Annotated in this window: 19 protein-coding genes; 8 read left to right on the top strand and 11 right to left on the bottom strand. The window is 62.6% G+C overall.

Annotated features, from left to right (window positions below; all coding sequences use genetic code 11):
- Positions 1–14 precede the first annotated feature (14 nt).
- Both RQ479_RS09025 and RQ479_RS09020 read left to right on the top strand, forming a co-directional pair.
- Positions 15–1,784 (top strand): glucan ABC transporter ATP-binding protein/ permease, encoded by a 1,770-nt coding sequence (locus RQ479_RS09025; protein WP_376704821.1) that lies wholly within the window; start codon positions 15–17, stop codon positions 1,782–1,784.
- A 266-nt stretch (positions 1,785–2,050) separates the two neighbouring features.
- On the top strand, positions 2,051–2,806 hold the full coding sequence (locus tag RQ479_RS09020; RefSeq protein WP_376704820.1) for a heme ABC transporter permease: 756 nt from the start codon (positions 2,051–2,053) through the stop codon (positions 2,804–2,806).
- A gap of 247 nt (positions 2,807–3,053) precedes the next feature.
- Here RQ479_RS09020 and RQ479_RS09015 read toward each other — a convergent pair whose 3' ends face one another.
- Entirely contained in the window at positions 3,054–4,112 is a 1,059-nt protein-coding gene (locus RQ479_RS09015) for a D-TA family PLP-dependent enzyme (protein ID WP_376704819.1), read from the bottom strand.
- A 145-nt stretch (positions 4,113–4,257) separates the two neighbouring features.
- Here RQ479_RS09015 and RQ479_RS09010 point away from each other — a divergent pair, with 145 nt between their 5' ends.
- Positions 4,258–4,944: a D-lyxose/D-mannose family sugar isomerase gene (locus RQ479_RS09010; RefSeq protein WP_376704818.1), complete on the top strand. Its 687-nt coding sequence runs from the start codon at positions 4,258–4,260 to the stop codon at positions 4,942–4,944.
- A 268-nt stretch (positions 4,945–5,212) separates the two neighbouring features.
- Here RQ479_RS09010 and RQ479_RS09005 read toward each other — a convergent pair whose 3' ends face one another.
- The 6 genes from RQ479_RS09005 to RQ479_RS08980 form a co-directional block, all read right to left on the bottom strand.
- On the bottom strand, positions 5,213–6,001 hold the full coding sequence (locus RQ479_RS09005) for an RDD family protein (RefSeq protein ID WP_352457151.1): 789 nt from the start codon (positions 5,999–6,001) through the stop codon (positions 5,213–5,215).
- Positions 6,002–6,065: 64 nt separating this feature from the next.
- A complete protein-coding gene (locus tag RQ479_RS09000) occupies positions 6,066–7,097 on the bottom strand; it encodes a stage II sporulation protein M (RefSeq protein WP_376704817.1) in 1,032 nt (343 codons plus the stop codon).
- Positions 7,094–8,401 (bottom strand): DUF58 domain-containing protein, encoded by a 1,308-nt coding sequence (locus RQ479_RS08995; RefSeq protein ID WP_376704816.1) that lies wholly within the window; start codon positions 8,399–8,401, stop codon positions 7,094–7,096. The genes RQ479_RS09000 and RQ479_RS08995 overlap by 4 nt, the downstream gene beginning before the upstream one ends.
- On the bottom strand, positions 8,398–9,354 hold the full coding sequence (locus RQ479_RS08990; RefSeq protein ID WP_292661489.1) for a MoxR family ATPase: 957 nt from the start codon (positions 9,352–9,354) through the stop codon (positions 8,398–8,400). Before RQ479_RS08990 ends, RQ479_RS08995 begins: the two co-directional genes overlap by 4 nt.
- Positions 9,341–10,540: a DUF4350 domain-containing protein gene (locus tag RQ479_RS08985; RefSeq protein WP_376704815.1), complete on the bottom strand. Its 1,200-nt coding sequence runs from the start codon at positions 10,538–10,540 to the stop codon at positions 9,341–9,343. Before RQ479_RS08985 ends, RQ479_RS08990 begins: the two co-directional genes overlap by 14 nt.
- Positions 10,537–11,163, bottom strand: coding sequence for a DUF4129 domain-containing protein (locus tag RQ479_RS08980; RefSeq protein WP_376704814.1), 627 nt, complete (start codon positions 11,161–11,163; stop codon positions 10,537–10,539). Before RQ479_RS08980 ends, RQ479_RS08985 begins: the two co-directional genes overlap by 4 nt.
- 198 nt (positions 11,164–11,361) lie before the next feature.
- On the opposite strand from RQ479_RS08980, the gene RQ479_RS08975 reads away from it, so the two are divergent.
- Together RQ479_RS08975 and RQ479_RS08970 are read left to right on the top strand one after the other, a co-directional pair.
- Positions 11,362–12,096: a hypothetical protein gene (locus tag RQ479_RS08975; RefSeq protein WP_376704813.1), complete on the top strand. Its 735-nt coding sequence runs from the start codon at positions 11,362–11,364 to the stop codon at positions 12,094–12,096.
- Between the two features lie 152 nt (positions 12,097–12,248).
- On the top strand, positions 12,249–13,013 hold the full coding sequence (locus RQ479_RS08970) for a hypothetical protein (RefSeq protein ID WP_376704812.1): 765 nt from the start codon (positions 12,249–12,251) through the stop codon (positions 13,011–13,013).
- A gap of 65 nt (positions 13,014–13,078) precedes the next feature.
- Here RQ479_RS08970 and RQ479_RS08965 read toward each other — a convergent pair whose 3' ends face one another.
- The 3 genes from RQ479_RS08965 to RQ479_RS08955 are packed head-to-tail and all read right to left on the bottom strand — an operon-like array spanning position 13,079 to position 15,821.
- Positions 13,079–13,858, bottom strand: a complete 780-nt coding sequence (locus tag RQ479_RS08965; RefSeq protein ID WP_376704811.1) for an N-formylglutamate amidohydrolase — start codon at positions 13,856–13,858, stop codon at positions 13,079–13,081.
- Entirely contained in the window at positions 13,858–15,177 is a 1,320-nt protein-coding gene (locus RQ479_RS08960; RefSeq protein WP_376704810.1) for a glutamine synthetase, read from the bottom strand. The genes RQ479_RS08965 and RQ479_RS08960 overlap by 1 nt, the downstream gene beginning before the upstream one ends.
- Positions 15,174–15,821 carry a cysteine hydrolase family protein gene (locus RQ479_RS08955; protein WP_376704809.1) on the bottom strand — a complete coding sequence of 216 codons (648 nt, stop codon included), beginning with the start codon at positions 15,819–15,821 and terminating at the stop codon, positions 15,174–15,176. Before RQ479_RS08955 ends, RQ479_RS08960 begins: the two co-directional genes overlap by 4 nt.
- 152 nt (positions 15,822–15,973) lie before the next feature.
- On the opposite strand from RQ479_RS08955, the gene RQ479_RS08950 reads away from it, so the two are divergent.
- From RQ479_RS08950 to RQ479_RS08940, 3 genes are all read left to right on the top strand, one after another.
- A complete protein-coding gene (locus tag RQ479_RS08950; RefSeq protein WP_376704808.1) occupies positions 15,974–16,696 on the top strand; it encodes a LuxR family transcriptional regulator in 723 nt (240 codons plus the stop codon).
- 167 nt (positions 16,697–16,863) lie between these two features.
- Complete coding sequence (locus tag RQ479_RS08945; protein WP_376704807.1) at positions 16,864–17,520, top strand: acyl-homoserine-lactone synthase; 657 nt, start codon at positions 16,864–16,866, stop codon at positions 17,518–17,520.
- 996 nt (positions 17,521–18,516) lie between these two features.
- Positions 18,517–18,834, top strand: a complete 318-nt coding sequence (locus RQ479_RS08940) for a hypothetical protein (RefSeq protein ID WP_376704806.1) — start codon at positions 18,517–18,519, stop codon at positions 18,832–18,834.
- Between the two features lie 873 nt (positions 18,835–19,707).
- On the opposite strand, the gene RQ479_RS08935 is transcribed toward RQ479_RS08940, so the two are convergent.
- Positions 19,708–20,130, bottom strand: coding sequence for a CBS domain-containing protein (locus RQ479_RS08935; protein ID WP_376704805.1), 423 nt, complete (start codon positions 20,128–20,130; stop codon positions 19,708–19,710).
- Between the last annotated feature and the right edge of the window lie 98 nt (positions 20,131–20,228).

Here is a 20,228-nt window from a genome sequence, read left to right as displayed (position 1 = left end):
GCGGAGTAGCTGAAGTGTCACTTCTGCAAATCTACTGGCGAGCCCTCGGTTATCTCGCTGCCGACAGGAAACGCGTTGCGTTTATCTGCGGGGCGAATGTCGCGCTTGCCATTATCGCCATCCTCGAGCCGATCATGTTCGGCCGGGTGATCGATGCCATTTCGGACCGCGGCTCGGTATTCGCGACGCTCGCAATGTGGGCCGGCCTCGGCGCCTTCAACATCATCGCCTTCGTTCTGGTAGCGCGCGGCGCCGATCGCTTTGCCCACCAGCGGCGCAGCGAGGTTCTTTGCCAGTCGTTCGAGCGCGTGATCACCATGCCGCTTGCCTGGCATCATCAGCGCGGCACCTCCAATTCCCTGCACACGCTCCTGCGCGCCGTCGAGACCTTGTTCAGCCTGTGGTTGGAATTCATGCGGCAGCATCTGTCGACCGCGGTCGCGCTGGTTCTGCTGGTGCCCACAGCGCTCAGCATGGATATCCGCATGTCGATGGTGCTGCTGGCGCTTGGCGCGCTCTATGTCGGCATCGGACGGCTGGTGATGCGGCGCACCAAGGAAGGCCAGGCGGCCGTAGAGCGGCACTACCACAAGGTATTTGCGCATGTGACCGACTCGGTCAGCAACGTCGCCGTCCTCCAGAGCTACAACCGCATCGGCCATGAGACCGAGGCGCTGAAGCGCTACGTCAAGAACCTGCTCGACGCACAGAATCCCGTACTCGACTGGTGGGCGATGGCCAACGCGCTGCACCGCCTGTCGTCGACGATTTCGATGATGGTGGTGCTGTTGATTGGCGCCTATCTGGTGACGCACGGCCAGTTGCGCATCGGCGACGTCATCGCCTTTACCGGCTTTGCCACGCTGCTGATTGCCCGGCTCGATCAGATGTCGGCTTTCGCCAACCAGATTTCCGAGGCACGCGCCAAGCTCGAGGAATTCTACTATCTCGAGGACTCTGCTTCCGATGCCGCCGAGCCCGACGGGCTGCGCGACCTCGTCAACGTCACCGGTCATGTGCGTTTCGAGAATGTCTGCTTCGAGTTCGGCAATTCCGGGCAGGGCGTCGACGACGCGTCGTTCGAGGTCCAGGCCGGCCAGACCGTCGCCATCGTCGGCCCGACGGGCGCCGGCAAGACCACGCTCATCAACCTTTTGCAGCGCGTCTTTACCCCGTCCAGCGGCCGTATCCTGATCGACGGCATCGACACCCGCACGGTGACCCGCAAGTCGCTGCGCCATTCGATCGCCACCGTGTTCCAGGATGCCGGCCTGCTCAACCGCTCGATCGAGGACAACATCCGCGTCGGCCGTGCGGAGGCGACCTATGACGAGGTCCATGCTGCGGCCAATGCCGCCGCCGCCCAGGATTTCATCCTGTCGAAATGCGAGGGCTATGACACGGTCGTCGGCGAACGCGGCGGACAGCTGTCCGGTGGCGAGCGCCAGCGCATCGCGATCGCCCGCGCCGTGCTGAAGGACGCGCCCATCCTGGTTCTCGACGAGGCGACCAGCGCGCTCGACGTCGAGACGGAAGACCGCGTCAAGGACGCCATCGACGAGTTGCGGCGCGGCCGCACCACCTTCATCATCGCCCACCGCCTGACCACCGTTCGCGATGCCGATCTGGTCGTGTTCATGGACAAGGGCCGGGTGGTCGAGATGGGTGGGTTCACCGAACTGTCGCTGCGCAACGGCCGCTTCGCCAGCCTGCTGCGCGCCGGCGGCCTGCTCAACGACGAGGAGGTCCGCCGCCTTAGCCGTCCGGTGAACGAAGCCGCCTGAGCAGCGCGCCTTGCCTTCTCCCCCTGTGGGAGAAGGTGGCCTCGCGAAGCGAGGTCGGATGAGGGGTGCTCCAGCTTGGCGCAAATCTTCATCGAAAATCCAGACTTCGGCGCACGGCAGATAGGATCATTGGCGCCTCACTCCGTCCAGCACCCCTCATCCGGCTCGGCGTTACGCGCCGATCCACCTTCTCCCACAAGGGGAGAAGGGAAGGCGCACCGCCGCTGTGGTTGCCGCAACTCCGCCGGGGGTCTATGTAAAGCCGCATGAGCGACACGACTTCACGCCTCTCCGGCTGGATGGACCTTGCCAACCCGACGCGGTTCGTCGGGCTGGCCGACAAGGTCGTGCCGTGGCTGGCGAGCGTCGCTGCCATCGTTCTCGCTGTCGGTCTCTATATGAGCTTCACGGCGCCTGAGGATTTCCAGCAGGGCATCACCGTGCGCATCATGTATATCCACGTGCCTTTCGCCTGGCTTGCCATGATGTGCTACACGCTGATGGCGGTCTCGGCGCTTGGCACGCTGGTCTGGCGCCATCCGCTGGCCGACGTGGCGCTGAAATCGGCGGCACCCATCGGCGCCGTCTTCACCGCCCTTGCACTGATCACCGGTTCGATCTGGGGCAAGCCGATGTGGGGCACCTGGTGGGTTTGGGACGCCCGGCTGACCTCGGTCTTCATCCTGTTCCTGATGTATCTCGGCATCATTGCCCTGACCCGTGCGCTCGACGATGCCGCGCGCGCCGCCTGGGCCGCCGCAATCATCACCCTGGTCGGCTTCATCAACATCCCGATCATCAAGTTTTCGGTCGACTGGTGGAACACCCTGCACCAGCCGGCGTCGGTGTTCCGGCTCGGCGGGCCGACCATCGATCCAAGCCTGTTGTGGCCCTTGCTGGTGATGGCACTCGGCTTCACAGTGCTGTTCTTCGCGCTGCATCTGATGGCAATGCGCACCGAGATACGGCGCCGCCGCGTCATTTCGATGCGCCGCGTCGCGGCGAGGCAGGCTGAGCGGTAACCCGGCTGATCTTATCCGTCGAGTTTCTTCCCACCCCCCTCTGTCCTGCCGGACATCTCCCCCGCAAGGGGGGAGATCGGATGTTGCTTCTGCTTTCGCCAATTACCAACGTATCAAAGTGGGTGCGGGCGGCGGAGCTGCCAATCTCCCCCCTTGCGGGGAGATGTCCGGCAGGACAGAGGGGGGTGCTGTCCCTCCAGCGTTCAAAGACTGTTGCCTGAAGCCTCCACACGCGCTCCGGTTTGATTCATCCCATCCGTCCTCGTGCCTTGACCGGCAGCGTCTCGATCACCTTGTCGCCTTCGATCAGATGCACCTCGTCGAACAGATTGGTGACGACGCAGCAATGGTCGGGTACGATGCGCACGCGCTCGCCGATGCGAAGCTCCGCGTCGCCTGACAGCGTGACGTTGCCGTGCTCTTCGCTGAGGCTGGTAACCTTTGCGCCTGAAATGCCCAGCAGCTCGCCGAAATCGGCGAGCCCCAGCGTGTCGCTGGACAGCGCCTTGCTGCCGGCGTCGAGGATGGCGCGCGTCGGCGTTGGACGGCTGACCACCGTTGACAGCACCGTCAGCGCGCAATCGTCGAGGCTGCCGACGCCTTTGGCGACCTGGTAGCGGTCGAGATAAATGTATGTGCCGGGGCGGTATTCGGTGACGACGGAATGCTCGCCGGAACGCCACATGTCGGGCGTGCCGCCGCTGGAGATACGCTCGCAGGCAAGGCCGGCTGCGGCAAGCGCTTGCTGCGCATCGGCGAGCCACGCCTCGGTCTCGACGGCGCGGCCCGCCCCCGGGTAGGTCATAAAGCCGCCGAAGACGAGCCCCCCGACCTTGTCGATCTCTTTGGCCAGCGCGACAGCCTCGCCGGCCGACTGCACACCGCAGCGGCCCATGCCGGTGTCGCATTCGACCAGCACCGGCAGGCGGTGGCCGGGATCGGTAAAGGTGGCGGCAAGTCCCATCAGCGTGTCCATGCTGTCCGTTGTCACCGACAGGGTTACGCGGTCATGCAGCGCCTTGAGGCGCTCCAGCTTGGCCCGCCCGAGGATATTGTAGGGCAGAAAGATGTCGGTCAGTCCGGCATCGGCCATGACCTCGGCCTCGCCGATCTTCTGGCAGGTGATGCCGATGGCGCCGGCCGCGACCTGCTTCTTCGCCCAATAGGGCAGCTTGTGGGTCTTGATGTGCGGCCGGAGCTTCAGCCCGTGGCTGTCGGCATGGGCCTGCGCCCACGCGATGTTGGCTTCGGCGCGGCCGGCGTCGATCAGGATCGCCGGCGTATCGAGGTCGTCTATGCTGCGCATGGTCTCACCATCGGAAAATTGGTTGACCTTATGGTCCTGATCGACCCGAATGTCATGGGCCAGCGACAGCAGTTTGCATCGACACCGGATTGGCGTTCGGCTATTGCGGTTAGCGCCTGAAAAGCGACGGGAAGGAACCACGATCATGAAACGCTCCTCCATCAACGACATCATCCGCGACGCCGACGCCTTCATCCGTTCGTTCGGCTACATCATGCCGCCCTTCGCTTACTGGTCCCCGGAAGAGATGAAGGCGCACCGGCAGGATTCGGCCGCCATCTTCTCGTCGCGCCTTGGCTGGGACATCACCGACTACGGCCAGGAGAAATTCGACGAGCTCGGCCTGTTCCTGTTCACCGTTCGCAACGGCCGCTACGAGGACATGAAGAAGGGCATGGGCATGCTCTATGCCGAGAAGATCATGATCTCGCGCAAGGATCAGCTGTCGCCGATGCACCGCCACAACATCAAGGCCGAGGACATCATCAACCGTGGTGGCGGCAAACTGGTGCTGGAGCTGTTCATGCATGATCGCGATGGCGGCATCGATCCGAAGGCCGAAGTATCGGTGCCTGTCGACGGAACCATCCACAGGCTGCCTGCGGGTGGACTGCTGAAGCTCGACCCGGGCCAGAGCGTCACCCTGCTGCCCGGCGTCTGGCACGCCTTCTGGGCGGAAGGCAAGGACGTGCTGATCGGCGAGGTTTCGACCGTCAACGACGATCTCACCGACAACGTCTTCCGCGAACCAATCGGCCGCTTCGCAGACATCGACGAGGACACAGCGCCGCTGCACCTGCTGGTATCCGATTATGAGAAGTGGGTGGGGTAGGGCACGGGGCATTTGAACCGGCCTCATGAGAGGGGCTCATCAGGTTCGTCGGCGTCGCCCCTCATTGCCCTGCCGGGCATTTCTCCCCGTATAGTGACGGGGAGAAAGGCGCCATCGCAAACGGTTTCGCTAATTGGCAGCGTTGCGGAATAGCCGCCCGCGCCGCGGCATCTCCCCTTCTCCCCGTCACTATACGGGGAGAAGGTGCCGGCAGGCGGATGAGGGGCAGCACCGACGCTTGTCGCTAGGTGCGCCTGGTCGGCAACTGCTAACGCGCGTGCTTGTCGGCCCTGCGGTTGCCCAGCAGCAGCTTGCGTTCGAGATGCGCCCGCAACTCCCCGTAATACGCCGTCAGGAACGCGCGAGCGTCATGGGCTTGTGGTGCCGCGCCGATCTTGCGTCCGATCGTTTCGGCAACCGTCCGCAGGGCGAAATAGTCGTCGCGGCGCAGCACCTCCTCCAGCTTGTGGAGTTCGGCAATCCCGTAGGCATCGAGCTGGGCGTGGCTGAACCGGAAGGCGCCGGCCGCCGGATCCTGCCGTGCTGACAGGTCTTCAAGCAAGGCGCGCTTCGGCGCCTCGACCACCCAGGTCCCCGCCAACAGGTCGCCGATCCGCATGCGGTCTCGATTGAACAGCGGGAACAAGGCAAACAGCAGCGTCCACACCAGTCCGAACACCGTCGTCAGCGTGTCGGCAAGGTCGGTCCCGCTGCGTCCAACGATGATCGAGAGCGGCAGGAACACCTCGATCTCGCGCATCAGGTTGCGAGCAATGACCTGGTCGATCGACAGGCCGTCGCCGCTGCGCGACGCTACCCGGATGCCGACGATCCGCTTGCCGGGCGTAGCCGCGCGCCGGCCCGCTTCGAAAACGATGAAGTAGGCGTTGCGCAGAAAGAAGATCAGGATGATCCAGACGACGAAGAGCGGCTGAAATCCCTCGCTGCCAAGGCCTCCCACCCCGAACAGCGCGACGATCGTGATCACGATTGCAGCCACGGCGATGAACACGATGTCGAGGAGGAAGGCGGAGGCCCGCGTGCCGGCGTCGGCCAACTTTATCCGGAGATCGACGCCTTCGGGCGTGATCAGCGGCCGTATAGCCGCGAAGGCGGCGCGTTTAACGATCGCCATGCCGCACCGCCCGGAACAGATAGAAATAACCGATCCACAGCGCCAGCATGCCACCGCCAATGGCGTAGCGCGTGACGTCGCTGGTGATGGTCTGCCTGCCAATACCCTCGAGCAGCCCGGCAAACAGCAGCATGACCGAGACCCCGACCATGGCGTTCGCGGCGATGCGTCCGGCGCGAGCCGCTGCCGCCATTCGTGTCAATTCGCCGGGAAAGGCGATGCTGGTGCCGATGCGCATACCGGCCGCGCCGGCCAAAGAGATTGCGAACAATTCCGTGGTGCCGTGGATGGCCAGCCATCCGCCGAGCTCCATGCCAAGCCCTTTGGACCAATAGACTTGGAACAACGCCCCGATCATGCAGCCGTTGAACAGCATCAGCAGCACCGTCGGCACCGCGAAGGCGAAGCCAAGGGCGAAGGCCAGGATTGCGACCTGGACGTTGTGCGTGAACAGATAGGCGGCAAAGCCTGAGAGAAAGCCGTTGTCGCCATCATAAAGCATGCCGCGCAGCAGTTCGGCCGAGGTATCGGGGCCGCGGCCTCCTGCCAGGCCGGGCGGGATGATCGCGTCGAACCAGCTCTTGTCGGATGCCACCAGCCAGGCGCCTGCACCAATGCCGATCACCATCAACGCGACCGATGCCAATGTCTCGCGCCACAGGTCGCGAATGGCCCCGGGCCAGTCGTGCAGGAAGAAATCGGCGAGGCGCTGCCGCAGCCCGCGCCGCGCGCCATAGAGATAGAAATAACCGCGCAGCGACAGCGCTTCGAGATAGGCGACCAGCGCGTTGTCGAGCGATGTCGCGCGCGCCACCGAAAGGGAAGACAGCGCCGATCGATAGAGCAGCGGCAGCGACAGCAGCTCTTCTTCGGAAAGCGTCCGCGGCGCACGCTTCTCGACACGCGCCAGCAGTGCCTCGAATGCCTTCCAGTCGGCCTCGCGCTCGCGGCGGAAGCTGGCCAGCGACTGGCGTACCGCATCGCCACGCACCGCATTGCCCACTACCGGCGCCGTCACAGCAAATCCTCCTGCTTGAACTGCAGATAACGCTCGACCAGCGCAGGACCAAGCCGGTTGTGGTCGGCTTCGATGACATGCGCCCCGAGCAGGCGCAGCCGGCCGATGACGACCTGCCTTTCGCGCAAGAGCCCTCCGGCGACGACCGCGCGGGCAACGTCCTCGCCGGAGCGTGGCGGCATGTCGGCCAGGCCCTCCAGTTCGGTGTCCTTCATCATCATGAACAGCACGAGATGCCGTTCGGTGAGCCGGCCCACGGTGCGCAGCATCAATTCCGCGCTGATCGGATCGACGAAATCGGTGAAGATGATGACCAGCGAGCGGCGGTCGAGCCGCGCCGCGAGTGTCGTCAACGCCAGGGTGAAATTGGTCTCCTCGCTGGAGTAGTCGATCTCGGCGGCCCGTTTCTGGATCATCGCAAAGCTGGCGGGGCCGCGTACCGCGCCGCTCGAAACGCGCGGCCTTGCATCGAAGCCGAACAGGCTGACCATGTCGCCGCCCTTCAGCGCGATGAATGCCGACAGCAAGGCGGCCGTCACAGCCCGGTCCACCTTCGGCACACCGTCGACCGGCTCGCACATCAGGCGTCCGCTATCGATGGCCAGCACGACATTGTTGTTCTCCTCGATGCGGAACTCGCGCGCCAAAAGCTTGCCGTGGCGGGCGCTGCGCTTCCAGTCGATCATCCGCCGGCCCATGCCCGGCTGGTAATCCTTGAGCGCGTCGAACTCGCGGCCTTGACCGGCGCGGCGCTGCGCATGGCCTTCGGCAAGCGCCGCATGTTGCAGCAGGGTGATCGCCTCGCCGCGGGCGCTGCTGACGTCGGGCAGCACCGCAACCTTGCTTTCCACCGGCAGCACGAGCTGGTTCCAGACCAGCCCGAATGGCCCGCGCCAGCGCACCCAGAGACGGTCGAAGCTGGCGACGCCGCGCCGCAGCGCCTGGAAGCGGAGGTCGAGCGACCCACCTCCGACGGTCGGCTGCAAGGCTCCGCCGCTGCCGCTCACCGGCGCCAGACGCGCATCGTGGCCGACGCGAGCCTCCGCGGCGCGCGGCCCCGAGTGACGGGTGGTGATTTGCACGCCGAACTCGCCGCCGACACCGACCTGCTGCGGCGCATCGATGCTGGCATTCAGCGATGCCCGCCCGCGTCCGGCCGCGGCATCCACCGACAGGAAGGCAAGCAGCAGGCAACTCCACAGCAATCCCAGATACCAGAACGACGGCAGTGCCAGAGCGACCAGGAAGGCCGGCACCGCGCCGGCCGCTGCTGCCCATACCGCTCGGCCGCTGGGATAGATCAACGTGGTGCTTCCGTCTGGTCGACCAAGTCGGAGACGATCTGCTCGACCAGGCGGCCATCGATCTGGGCGGCAGGCGAAAGGATGACGCGATGGCGCAGCGCCGGCACTGCCAGCGCCTTGACGTCGTCGGGGATCACATAGGCGCGTCCGTCCAGCGCCGCCCGGGCACGCGCCGCCCGCGCCAGCATGGCGCCCGCGCGCGGGCTGGCTCCGACTTCCAGATCGGCATTTTCACGCGTAGCCCGGACCAGCGCCGCTATGTAGCCGACGACATCGTCGACGAGGGTGACGGAGCCGACGGTTGCGAGTGCCTCCTGCAGCGTCTCGCGGTCCGTCTGCGCCTCGATGCCATATTGCGCGATGTCGTGCGAGGCGGAGCCGCCGCCGTGATGGACGATGATGGCTCGTTCTTCCTCGGGGCCGGGATAGCTGACGCGGTGCTTGAACAGGAAGCGGTCGAGCTGCGCCTCCGGCAGCGGATAGACACCTTGGTGCTCGATCGGATTCTGGGTCGCGACGACCATGAAATTGCGGCCGAGCGAATGCGTGGTGCCGTCGAAGGTGACCGCATGTTCCTGCATCGCCTCGAGCAACGCGGCTTGCGTCTTGGGCGGCGTGCGGTTGATTTCGTCGGCAAGCAGAAGATCGCAGAAGATCGGACCGCGCGTCAGCGTGAACTGCCCGGTCTGGAAGTTGTAGATGTTCGACCCGACGATATCGCCGGGCATCAGGTCCGGCGTGAACTGGATGCGCCCGTAGGCGATCCCAAGCGCCTGGGCGAAGCAGCGTGCGGTCATTGTCTTGGCCGTACCGGGAGGACCTTCGAGCAGGATATGCCCGCCCGCGAACAAGGCGGTCAGCATCAGGTCGACCGTATCGTGCTGCCCGGTAATCGCCTTGGCCACTTCTTCCCTGATCCGTGTCGCCAGGGCCTTCACATCATCGACGTTCACCGAGCCTCCTTGCCGTCCAGTCGTGCAGCCGTTCTGCTGCCTGTTGCATCTGCGCCAGGTTCTTGGCCTCGCCGGCGGCTTGCGAGCGCATCGTGAATCCGCCGGCTTGCTCCTTATCGCGAGAGTCGAGCCAGTGGTCGAGCGCTTTGCCTTGCAACCCTTGCGGTGCCCCGAGCAGCGCGCCGGCGCGCACCCGCATCAAGGCCGCATAGCGGCCTCCCAGCTCGTCCAGCCGGCCGGCCCGCCGCATGAGCATCGCCGTCGTATCGACCAGCGCACGCTTGCCGAAGGCAATCGCGCGCTGGTCGGCGCGCGGCGGGCCGAACCGGCCAAGGCCATGCAGGAAAGCCAGCACGGCGGCGACCAGGATCGTCAATGTCAGCGCCAGAAACGGCGGCTCGACCAGAAGCTTGGCCAGATCATACTTTCGCCCCGCGCCGTGCAGCGTCAGATCGAACATCACCGGCCCGTCGTCCGGCTGGAGCAAGGCGATCAGCGCGAGCGCGGCTGCTGCCTTTTCGGGATCCTTGAGAGCGGCGTTGTTGATCAGGTCGGGGTCGGTCAGGATATAGAACGGCTTGTCGTCTAGTTCGGTAAGCACAGCCTTGTCATTGCCGGCTGCGATGAGAGGGTACTTGTCGGCCACCCACTGCAATTCTTCGGGTGCGGCAACCATGTTGCCTTCGATGTCGAGTTGCTTTGCCGTGCCCTGGCCGGCACCGATCTTTGCATCGGCGATCCGGCCAAGCCATTCGTTCACCACCGAACCGGGCAATCGCCCGAATTTCATGTTCCAGCCTTCATGCTCCTGCAGCGGCAGGATTTGCCATTTGGGCAGCACGAAGAGCGTGTTCTGGTCCCGGCGAAGGTTGAGGATGTGGTCGAGCGCTCCCGGATCGCTATCGGGCGAAATGGTGACGATCAGCAGCATGTCGGTGGCGAGATCGTCCTCTGTCCGCGCCATGAAGGGCGGTTCGCCGGTCAGCTTCAGCCATTCCGCCAGGCCGGCGTAGCCGACGCCGCTTTTCGACAGCGGCGTGGCGCCGCCATTGCCGGGTTGCCGGAAATCGGGGGCATAGGTGGACAGCAGGAAGAAACCGGCCGCCGCAAGCAGGCTGGCGAAAATCCCCCAAAACAGTGTCTTTCGATTGAACGGCTCCTGTGCCTCGACCGCCGGTGCGCTCACGTCCAGGCATCCCGGAAGGCGAACCGTTCATAGGCGCCGCGTGCTTGCCGCCAGCCTTCCGCGCCGACCGGCCGGCGCGCGAACAGCGCCGCCTCGACAATGCGGGCGATCTCGGTAAACGCATGGCGTGCCCTTCCCGGCAGGGAAGGGGCATTGGCGATGTCGCGCGCGGTGAGCGACGGGCGCAGGAAGTCCGGCAGTCGGCCGGCGATATCGGCGACGCTGCGCCGAAGCAAAAGGTGAACCGCCTCGTCATAGTCGCCGCATGCAGCCAGCGCATCCGCTTGCGACAGCAGGATCTGCGCGGCGCCGGCGTCTGGGCGCCAGGTTTCTTCGTCTTCGACTTCGGGCCGAGCGCGCTGCCACGGCAGCCGCCAGGCGATGCCTTTCACCTCGAGGAAGACCAAAAGCAGGATGATTGCGACGCCCGATATCACCGCCCCCCAGAACAGATAGATCATGTATGGACCGAGCCACGACAAAAAATCCTGCAGCGGTTTCAGCCACTCGGGCGGCTTTGGCGGCACATAGGCCGGCAGGTCGAACTGGATCGACTCATCGGCGATCAGCTGCTTGTGCAGATTGGTCAGCCATTCGGCTTCCGCTGTGCCTGGCTGTGCCACCGCCACCCGCTCCCCTGCAACCTGTGGTTCCCAGCCGACACTGACAATGCAGCACAAGAATTGCAAGTGGGCTGGACGCCCACCGTTAATCTTGGCAGAATTACTACTAGGGCGCCGTGATACTGTTACGGCGAAACACGGGGGGAAATCATGGCTTCAACGACACTGGAACGGCCTGAGAAATTCGAGATCGGCAGAGTGTTCAACAACAGCTTCGCCGTGATCGGCCGCAACATCGGCTTGTGCCTTGGGCTCGCGCTGCTGTTTTCAGGCTTACCGGCGATTATTCTTCGGCTGTGGAGCCAACCGCAAATAGATGCGGTTCTGCAGGGCGACCCCGGCGCCGCGGCCGATCCCTCCATGATGTTTCAGAATTCATGGATTACGGCTATTGCGGGATTGCTATCCTTCGTTTTCGCGCTGCTGCTCCAGTCGGCGTTGGTCCGGGCGACGATCGAGGACTTGAACGGCAAGCGGCCGACCTTTGGCGACTGTATCCAGATAGCCATCCGCAATCTACTGCCGACCCTTGGTATTGGGCTGCTCGTCGGCCTGGGTGCGGGCCTGGCGTCGATAGCCTTGCTGGTTCCAGGCATCATCTTATGGCTCGGATGGTGCGTGGCGGTGCCGGTTCTAATCCAAGAGCGGCTTGGCGTGTTTGGCTCCATGTCGCGCAGCCGTGTCCTGACCAAGGGCAACCGCTGGCCGCTATTTGGCCTCTTCTTGATCCTGATGATCATCGCGATGGTCATCCAGTGGGTGATGCTGGCAATCATCGTCATGTTGGGTGGGATCATTGCCGATGTGGCGGCAGCCTTGGTGTCGACCGTACTGTCGATGGTGCTGTCGGTGGCCACGGCGGTCAGCTATGTCGAGCTGCGTCAGGTCAAGGAAGGCACCAGCGTCGAAGAACTGTCGCAAATCTTCTCGTAGCAAAGTCGCGCGGCTGCACCACGTCGGGACCGGCCTGAACATCAGGCGGGGCCCGGCGAGCCGCGATAGCCGTTCGCCAGTTGCCGGCGGGTCAATGTCGGCCATGACCGGGTCGGCAAAGACGGACCGGTCAAAACAAGTAGAGGTATATCGTGGCCTCAATAACGCTGGACCAGCCCAACAAATTTCGTATCGGCAGGGTTTTCAACGACAGCTTTGCCGTCATCGGCCGCAATCCCGTGCTTTGCCTCGGGCTTGCCTTGATTTTCTCCGCCCTGCCGAGATTCGTATTTGCGCTCTGGTTCAGGAACAGCGTTACGAATGTCGAGCATGGCGGCCCGGAATTCTCGGTTCAACGGGTCGCGCTCACGGTGGTTGGCGCGATCGGCTATATTGTCCTCATATCCTTGCTGGAGGTGGCTTTGACGCGCGCTGCCATCGAGGATTTGAGCGGCAAGCGGCCGTCGATGCGTGATTGCATCGGGACGGCCTTGGCGCTCCTGCTGCCGGCAATCGGCATTTCGCTGATTGTCAACATTGGCTTCACAGCCGGCCTCGTGCTGCTCGTCGTTCCGGGGTTTTTATTGTTGGTTCTCTGGGTTGTCGCGACACCGGTTCTGGTTCAGGAAAAATTGGGGGTATTCGCGAGTTTGGGCCGCAGCCGCGACCTTTCCAAGGGCAGCCGTTGGTCTCTGCTCGGTCTCTGGTTCCCCCTGTTCGCAGCTTTGGTCGCAATAAATTTCGCGTTGGGCCGCATCCTATCCCACCTAGGCATTCCGCTCGGGTTCTTCCTGGATGCTCTGGGGCGCGCGGTAGAGCAAGTCGTGTTTTCCGTTGCCGCGGCGGTCAGCTATGTCGAGCTGCGTCAGGTCAAGGAAGGCACCAGCGTGGAAGAGCTGTCGGAGATCTTTTCTTAAAGGACACTTCGCCAGGCTTTTCGCCAGCGTCTGGGCTCGCGTTGCGCTTACCCAGCTGAGCCTGTTCACGAAGCTTTCGTCCGCCGCGCCGGCAACGCTGCTGCCAGGCGGTGCGCCCATTCCTCGATGCCGGAGCGGCTCGCCAGCAGGTCCTGCCGGATTTCGATGAGGACCGCGGCAATGCCGCGATCGTCGCCATGGACGGGTATGGCATAGTCGCCGTCACGGCTGATCACGTACGGCTCGTTTGCCGCGGCGTTGACCGCACTGTCGGCACGCAGGCCGGCAAGCACTGCCTGGCCGAAATCGACTGCCCGATCGTAAAGCACGCCGGCATGCCAGGGCCGCGCAATGCCGAGGAAGACCGGCGTGAAGGAGTGGATCGTCGCGATCCGCGTCGGTCTGCCCTGGTTCGCCCGGTCGTCGAGATGGGCGGCCACACGGTCATGAAACGGCGCGAACATGATTTCGGCACGCCGGCTTCGCACCTCCGGATCGAGGCCGACATTGCCGGGGATGTCAGTATCCTCCGAGAGCACCGGAATACTGCCGCTGGAACCCAGCGGCCGGTTTAGATCGATCAAAAGCCGCGAATAGGAGCCGAGGAAGGCCGGAGCGTCGAGCAGCTTCGACAGAGCGCGGGTCACTTCGGCGGCGCCGATGTCCCAGGCGATATGGCGCTGCAAATGGCTGCTGTCGAGACCGAGCCGCGCATACTCGGCCGGGATGTGATTGGACGCGTGCTCGCATATCAGAACGATATCGGAACGCGCCGTTTCGTTGATCGCTTCGACCGCGGGTGGCCAACCTTCCGGCAGGATGGCGTTGGCAAGCGGCTCAGCCATCAATACAGCGTCCGGTAGAGGTCGCAGTCCGCCACTGGGTCGAGACCGGCGAGGCGCTCGGTCTCATGCCGCTTGAGGCCGACAAAGGTCTCGACGAACACCGGCACGAACCATCCTGTCACGGTCTTGTCGGCGACGAGCGCGTCGAGTGCCGCCGGCAACGTTTCCGGCAGCCGTACGAGGCCAAGCTTCTTGCGATCGGCAACGCTCATCTGCGTCGGGTCGCCAGTGACCAGCGGTGGCGCCGGCAGCTTGGCCTCTAGCCCCTCAAGCCCGGCGCGCACGATCGCCGCCAGCGACAGATAAGGATTGCCGGTGGCGTCGGCTGCCCGGTATTCGATGTTGTACTGCCGCGCCGGATCGCGCCCGCCGATCGTCGCCGTCGGGCAGATGCGCAGGCTAGCCTCGCGGTCGCGATCGGCAAGCCAGGTGTAGGACGAGCTCCAGCTATGCGGCTTCAGCCGGTAGTAGGACGACACACTCGCCGCCGTCATGGCGGTGATCGCGGGCAGGTGGCGCAGCACGCCTGCGCAGAACGAAGCGGCCGCGCTGGAAAGGCCGCCCGGCTGGGCCGGGTCGTAGGTCGCCGGTTTGCCCGCCTCGTCGACGAAACTGAAATGGATGTGGACGCCGTTGCCGACGGCATCGGGCGCGATCTTGGGCGCAAAGCTCGCCCGCCAGCCGGCACATCGCGCGACTTCGCGCGTGATCTCGCGGATGGCGACCGCCCTATCGGCCGCGGCAAGCGCATCGGCCGGCTCGCATGTCACCTCGAATTGGTCGGTTCCGAATTCGGCAATCACCACTTCGGGCGCGACGCCGGCTTCGTCCAGCGCCGCCATAAGATTGGCGGCGAACGGATCGGTGCGGCGCAGTGCTGCCAGCGACATCGAATGAGCCGGCCCAAAGTCGCCCTCGATATGGAATTCATGCTCGAACGCGGCGATGACGGAAAGCCCGGTCGCCGCCTTCAACTCGGTCAGCGCATCCCTGAGCATGGTCCGCGTGCAGCCGACCCACGGGCTGCCGTCGAGTTCGACGATGTTGCCGGCGACCATGTCGAAAGGCGTCGCCGATCCGGTCAGCGCGGTGCGAAACCGCGCGTTGAGATCGGGAATGAGCCGCACATCGCCGGACGAGCCCCAGGGATTGGGGTCGACGATCGAGTTGAACGGCGTCAGCGACAGGTTGGCCTGCAGCCAGCCGACACCGGTCGCAGCGATCTTCTGCAGCCTGCTTTCGACGACGGAGCGGCCGCGCGTGATCGCCGAAAGATCGGTGGTTACGACGGCAACGAGCGGTTCGACGGTCGATGTCATGCAGTTTTTCCCAAGGCTTCGAAACGGGCAGTAACGATGGCGGTGTCGGCGATCCAGCAATAGCCGCCGAACGCCTTGAGCGCGCCATCATGGCGCTCCTGCGAGGCGGCGGCGCATGCATCCGATACGCAGGTGACGAGGTAGCCGCGATCGGCGGCATCGCGCACCGCCATGTCGACGCACTGGTCGGTCATGATCCCGGCGACGACCAGGTAACGCACGCCGAGGTTTTTCAGGACATAATCGATGTTGGTCGAGTTGAAGACGCCGGACGATGTCTTCGGCAGCATGATCTCGTCGCCAACCGGCGCCAGCGACGGCACCGGCAGGCCCTCCGGCCGGCTCGGCGCGATGTGGATCGGCGTCAGCTTGTGGTCGAGCGAACGGTCGCGGCCGTCTTCGGTCAGGCTCTGGATGATTGTGTGGATCACCTCGACGCCGTTGGCCCGCGCCGCCGCCAGCAGGCGCTCTTGATTGGGGATCGTTTGCGACGCCGTCTGCCGGTAGAAATAGTGGTCCGGGCCGCGCTCCGGATGCGCCGGATCGGCGCCGGGCTCCAGCCAGACGCGTTGCATGTCGACCAGCAGCAGCGCGGTTTCGCCGGCCCGGAACGGCTCGTTTCGTTTCGGCAATGCTGGCGTCATGCTTTCTGGTCCTGTGTTGCTGGTCACAATCCGGCTGATTTAGCTGATTTTGGTCCACGCGTCCTGCGTGGCGGACACACTTATTGGGAGTATTCGAAATCGCTAATTTGAGTTAAACTTTGTTTTCGGGCGTGGAGACGGGGGTCTCTGTGATGATCGATTCAGACGTGTTCGACTTTGTCGAACGCTGCAGGAAACACACAGCTACCGGGCCGCTGCTGAGCGACCTTCTTGATACCGTGAGGAATCTCGGCTTCGAGCACCTTATCCTGAGCGGGGTTCCGCTCAGTGGCCAGAAACTTGCACCGATGGTTGAACTGAATGGCTGGCCGGCCGGCTGGTTCGAACGCTATGTCGAGGCCGAGCATGCCGCGGTTGATGGTGTTTGCATCTACTCGGCAAAAACCCTGAAGCCGTTCCTTTGGTCCGAAGTTCCGGCAAAGTGGTCGGATACGGAAGGTTCACGACGTGTCGCCGGCGAGGCGACGGAGTTCGGCATCTGGAGCGGCTTCGCTGTACCGATGCTCAGCATTCACCATTGGCAATCCGTGCTGTCGTTTGCCTCCTCCGCGAAGTCCTGCAATCTCTCGCCACGCCATCAAGTGCAACTGGTGACCATGGCGGTCTATGCCGGCATGTCGATCCAGGCCTTGGCGGATGATAATGATGACGATGAAGGCGTGCTGACCGACCGCGAAAAAGAGGTGCTGTTGTGGGCCGCGGCCGGCAAGACCTCGTCGGAAACATCCCAGATCCTTGGTCTGACCGAGCGCACCGTCAAATGGCACTCGACGCGGGCCCGCGAGGCTTTTGGCGTCGCAACGACCACGCAGGCGGTCGTCGAGGCAGTGCGCCGGCGCCTGATCCATCCCTAGAGCATGATCCCGAAAAGTTGCAGACTTTTCGGATAAGATCATGCGAAGAACAAAGAGCTAGAGCAGGACGACCGTCCTGCTCTAGCGCGTCAACTGTCCTATCGGACAGGTGACGTACATTAGCGAGGCTGCAAATATCCCTGCGAGAACGATCGGGGGATCGCGCCATGATAAAGGCCCACGTAGTCAACGCGCATAACAAGCATCTCTACGAAAACGAATTCGACGAATTTCTGCGCCGCCGGCATGATTTCTTCGTGCATCAAAAACGCTGGCGCCCTCCGAGCCCGGATGGTCGCGAACTGGATCAATTCGATACAGACGCGGCAACATACCTGCTGGGCATTGAAGACGATCGCGTAGTGACTTCGGCTCGATTGATCCCAACGAGCGAGCCGCACATGGTCTCGGAGGTTTTTTCTCACATGTGCGAAAAATCGGGCGTCCCAAGACGTCCCGATTGGGCCGAATGGACCCGCACATTCGTCGTTCCCGACAAGCGAACTGCCGGACTGAGGGGCACGCTGACGCAGCTGTGCTGCGCGGTAATGGAATACGCGCTTGACGAAGGCCTCAGTGCCGTCGGCGGCGTCCAGGAAACCTACTTCATGCCGCACCACGGGGCGCTGAAATGGCGCGCCGAGCCAATGGGCATGGCCAGGGAAGAAAACGGCGAATGGTACATCGTCGCGTATATCGAGGTGAACGAGGCGGCATTGGCGAGCGTGCGGAAGATACTTGGGATTGAGCATTCGCTGTTGGTTCGGCGGGGGGCGCAGCCACCATTTCGCCGTTGGCCGGAGAAGCGGTTGGAGGTCGCCTGATGCTCAAGCGGACCATTCTTAGAAGGCGATCGCGTAGAACTATTTTTATCAACGAGGCATGCAGCAACGACGAAGGAGGAAGACCATGCAACCGGCACTGATAGTCGCAAGTTCTTGTATTGCTTTGCTTAGTATCTTTTCGACCCCAAGCCGCGCTGCGGAGCTGAAGATGTCGACCCCTAGCGAGATGGCGTTCAATATGCCTGATCTAAAGGGCGTTCCAGGCAGAAACTCTTTGATTCTCGTTGGGTCCAAAACTTGCACTAAGCCTGACGGAACAACCAGCACCTGTGATAAAACATGCAACACAGGCGAAACCTTCTATGGTAACTGCGACTCTAACGGAAACGCCACCTGCGAATGCCGCAACAACTGACGTTACGCTTCGCTTGGCGATCCATGGTTTAAATATTAGGGGCTGCATTGCGTCGTTCGTAGCGCCGTCTTGATGACGTGCCCCTTTGAAGCTAGCCGCTGAAGACGACCGTCGCCAACTGTGCAAGGAGGAAACTGTGGCTCCTTTAAAGTTTTTTGCGCCCCTTGCTGGGATCATCTCTTTTGTCTCATCAGAAGTGGCTTACGCCGACAACGGGCAGCACTTCGTCTCACAGCGGTATTATTGCAGCTCGGCCGAGAAACTTGACGCTGGCGATCAGACGATTTCTGCTGATGGGCCGTCATGCGAAGCTTCGCGCCAGGCGATCGCAGAAACCGTAGCGCGGTCTGGAGGGGATGTGTGCAGGGCATTCGATAAGGACTGGTTTTGGAACAGACGATCTGAGGAAATACAAGCAAGTGGGAGTTGCGCACCGCAATAGCTTAGCGGGGACGATTTTGCCCCTATCGCGCGGGTGTGGGACGAGGGTGTTGCTACCCATTTACACGTCCTTGGGAGGGCGCGAGATTGCCGGTACTCTAGATTAGCATAGGACGAGCATCGTCAAGACACGAGATGCAGAGATTCGCAAAATCTTCTTGCTATAGGAGGTGGTTACTATGAGCGCTGAATGGAAGAATAAAAAAATCAAGATCCTGATTTACTCCCTGGCTGCAACCGTTTGCTTGGGAGCAAGTCTTGGCTCGGCGCTTGCTGGGTCGTGCTCCGGGAATGCATGCGCGGATATCCAGCTTCAAAAGCGCGCCGACGGCTGCATGGTTTTTCACAATAGTGGAAGCAAACAAGTTAAGATTGAGCATCACGTCGGCGGGGTAGGAATTGGCATAGCATATGCTAATTCAGATTTCGCTCTAAAGGCGATACAGGGCTATTGCATGACGGGATTTGATGCTGACTATACAGCTAACTACGTATAAGCGTTGCACGCCGCCTACCTCGTTTCCGGGTTTCACGGCTTTGCCGATTTGCCCGGCGATGTTCTTGGCCCACGGGTGCATCGATAGCCGCGACATCAGCGACTCGGCAATACGCGATGAGCAGTTCTTGTATAACACATGGTCATCGGACGTGAAAATACTTTGGCTCGTCCGTACGATGCTGGGGGATGCGGCAGACGGGAACGCGGGCAAGATGCTCCAGGCGGCGAGGTATACAGCAACGACGAAGGAGGAAGACCGTGCGATTCGCAGTGATAGCCTCGAGTTCTTGTATTGCTTTGCTTAGTGTCCATTCGATCCCCGCGCAGACCGCTCACTTTCCTGTTAATCGGCGGCCAGGCTGACTGCTGCTCAATGGCCACCTGCGAATGCCGCAACAACTGACGTTGCGCTCCGCTTGAACCCATACTGCACAAGGAGAGTTGTTATGACAAGAAACAGCCTTTTTGCTTTGCCGCTAGTATTTGCTACGCTTGCTCTCGCCGATCCTGCCGCTGCGGATTATACCAAACGGGTTTGTGGGGGCGAGGATCAAGCGAATGGTTGCCCTGTATCTACTGACATAATGGTGGGATGTAATCCATCGCCGGCGGATGCCGTAAGGGCCGCATGCACGATCATCAGCAACGGTCAGGAAAAGGTATTGGATGGCCACGCTGATCGTCAGGGTAGTCATGGAGGTGGCAGCTGTGGTTACACATGGTATCTCGTGACGTGCATGGAACATTAATTGGAAAATATTCCGGCGGACTTTTCCGGTGCGCCACGGCTGCGATGACCGGACATTTCTGCCGGCGCGCTGTGGCCAGCGCGGCGGCAGACTGAGGCCTTAGCGCACGGGCGAGCCGCCCTTCAGTGGTGGTGGGCGGAAACGCTCTTGACATATTCGGACACCATTTCCTTCGGTGCCGACTGACTGACGTCGCCGACGCTAAGGATGCCGACCATCCGCATATTCTTGTTGATCACGGGCAACCTGCGGATTTTCAGTTCCTCCATGTGCCGTATGGCCTTGGCCAGGTCGTCGTCTTCGCGGCAGCAGTGAATGCCGGCCGTCATGACATCGCGCGCCGTTGCGGTGCGGCCGTCGAAACCATCCTCCGCCAGTCCTTTGCAGACAATATCGCGGTCGGTCACCATTCCGATCAGTCGGTCGTTCTCTCCAATGGGAATCGACCCGATATCCTGGGCTCGCATCATTTTCGCCAGTTCGGTGACAGCGGTTTCGGGGCTGACCCAGTCGACACCCTTATGCATTGCGTCTTTGACTTTCATGGCGGACCTCCCTTGCTGGGTTGGTGGATGTCCCCCTGTCCCATTCTAACGCAGACGGGGTTTGGCTGCCAGAGGTCATCATCCAGACCCGCATTTTG

The organism is Mesorhizobium sp. ISC25 (genome assembly GCF_042295465.1).
Classification (GTDB): domain Bacteria; phylum Pseudomonadota; class Alphaproteobacteria; order Rhizobiales; family Rhizobiaceae; genus Mesorhizobium.
Note: the sequence above shows the minus strand (reverse complement) of the source record. Positions and strands in the feature narration are given on the sequence as shown.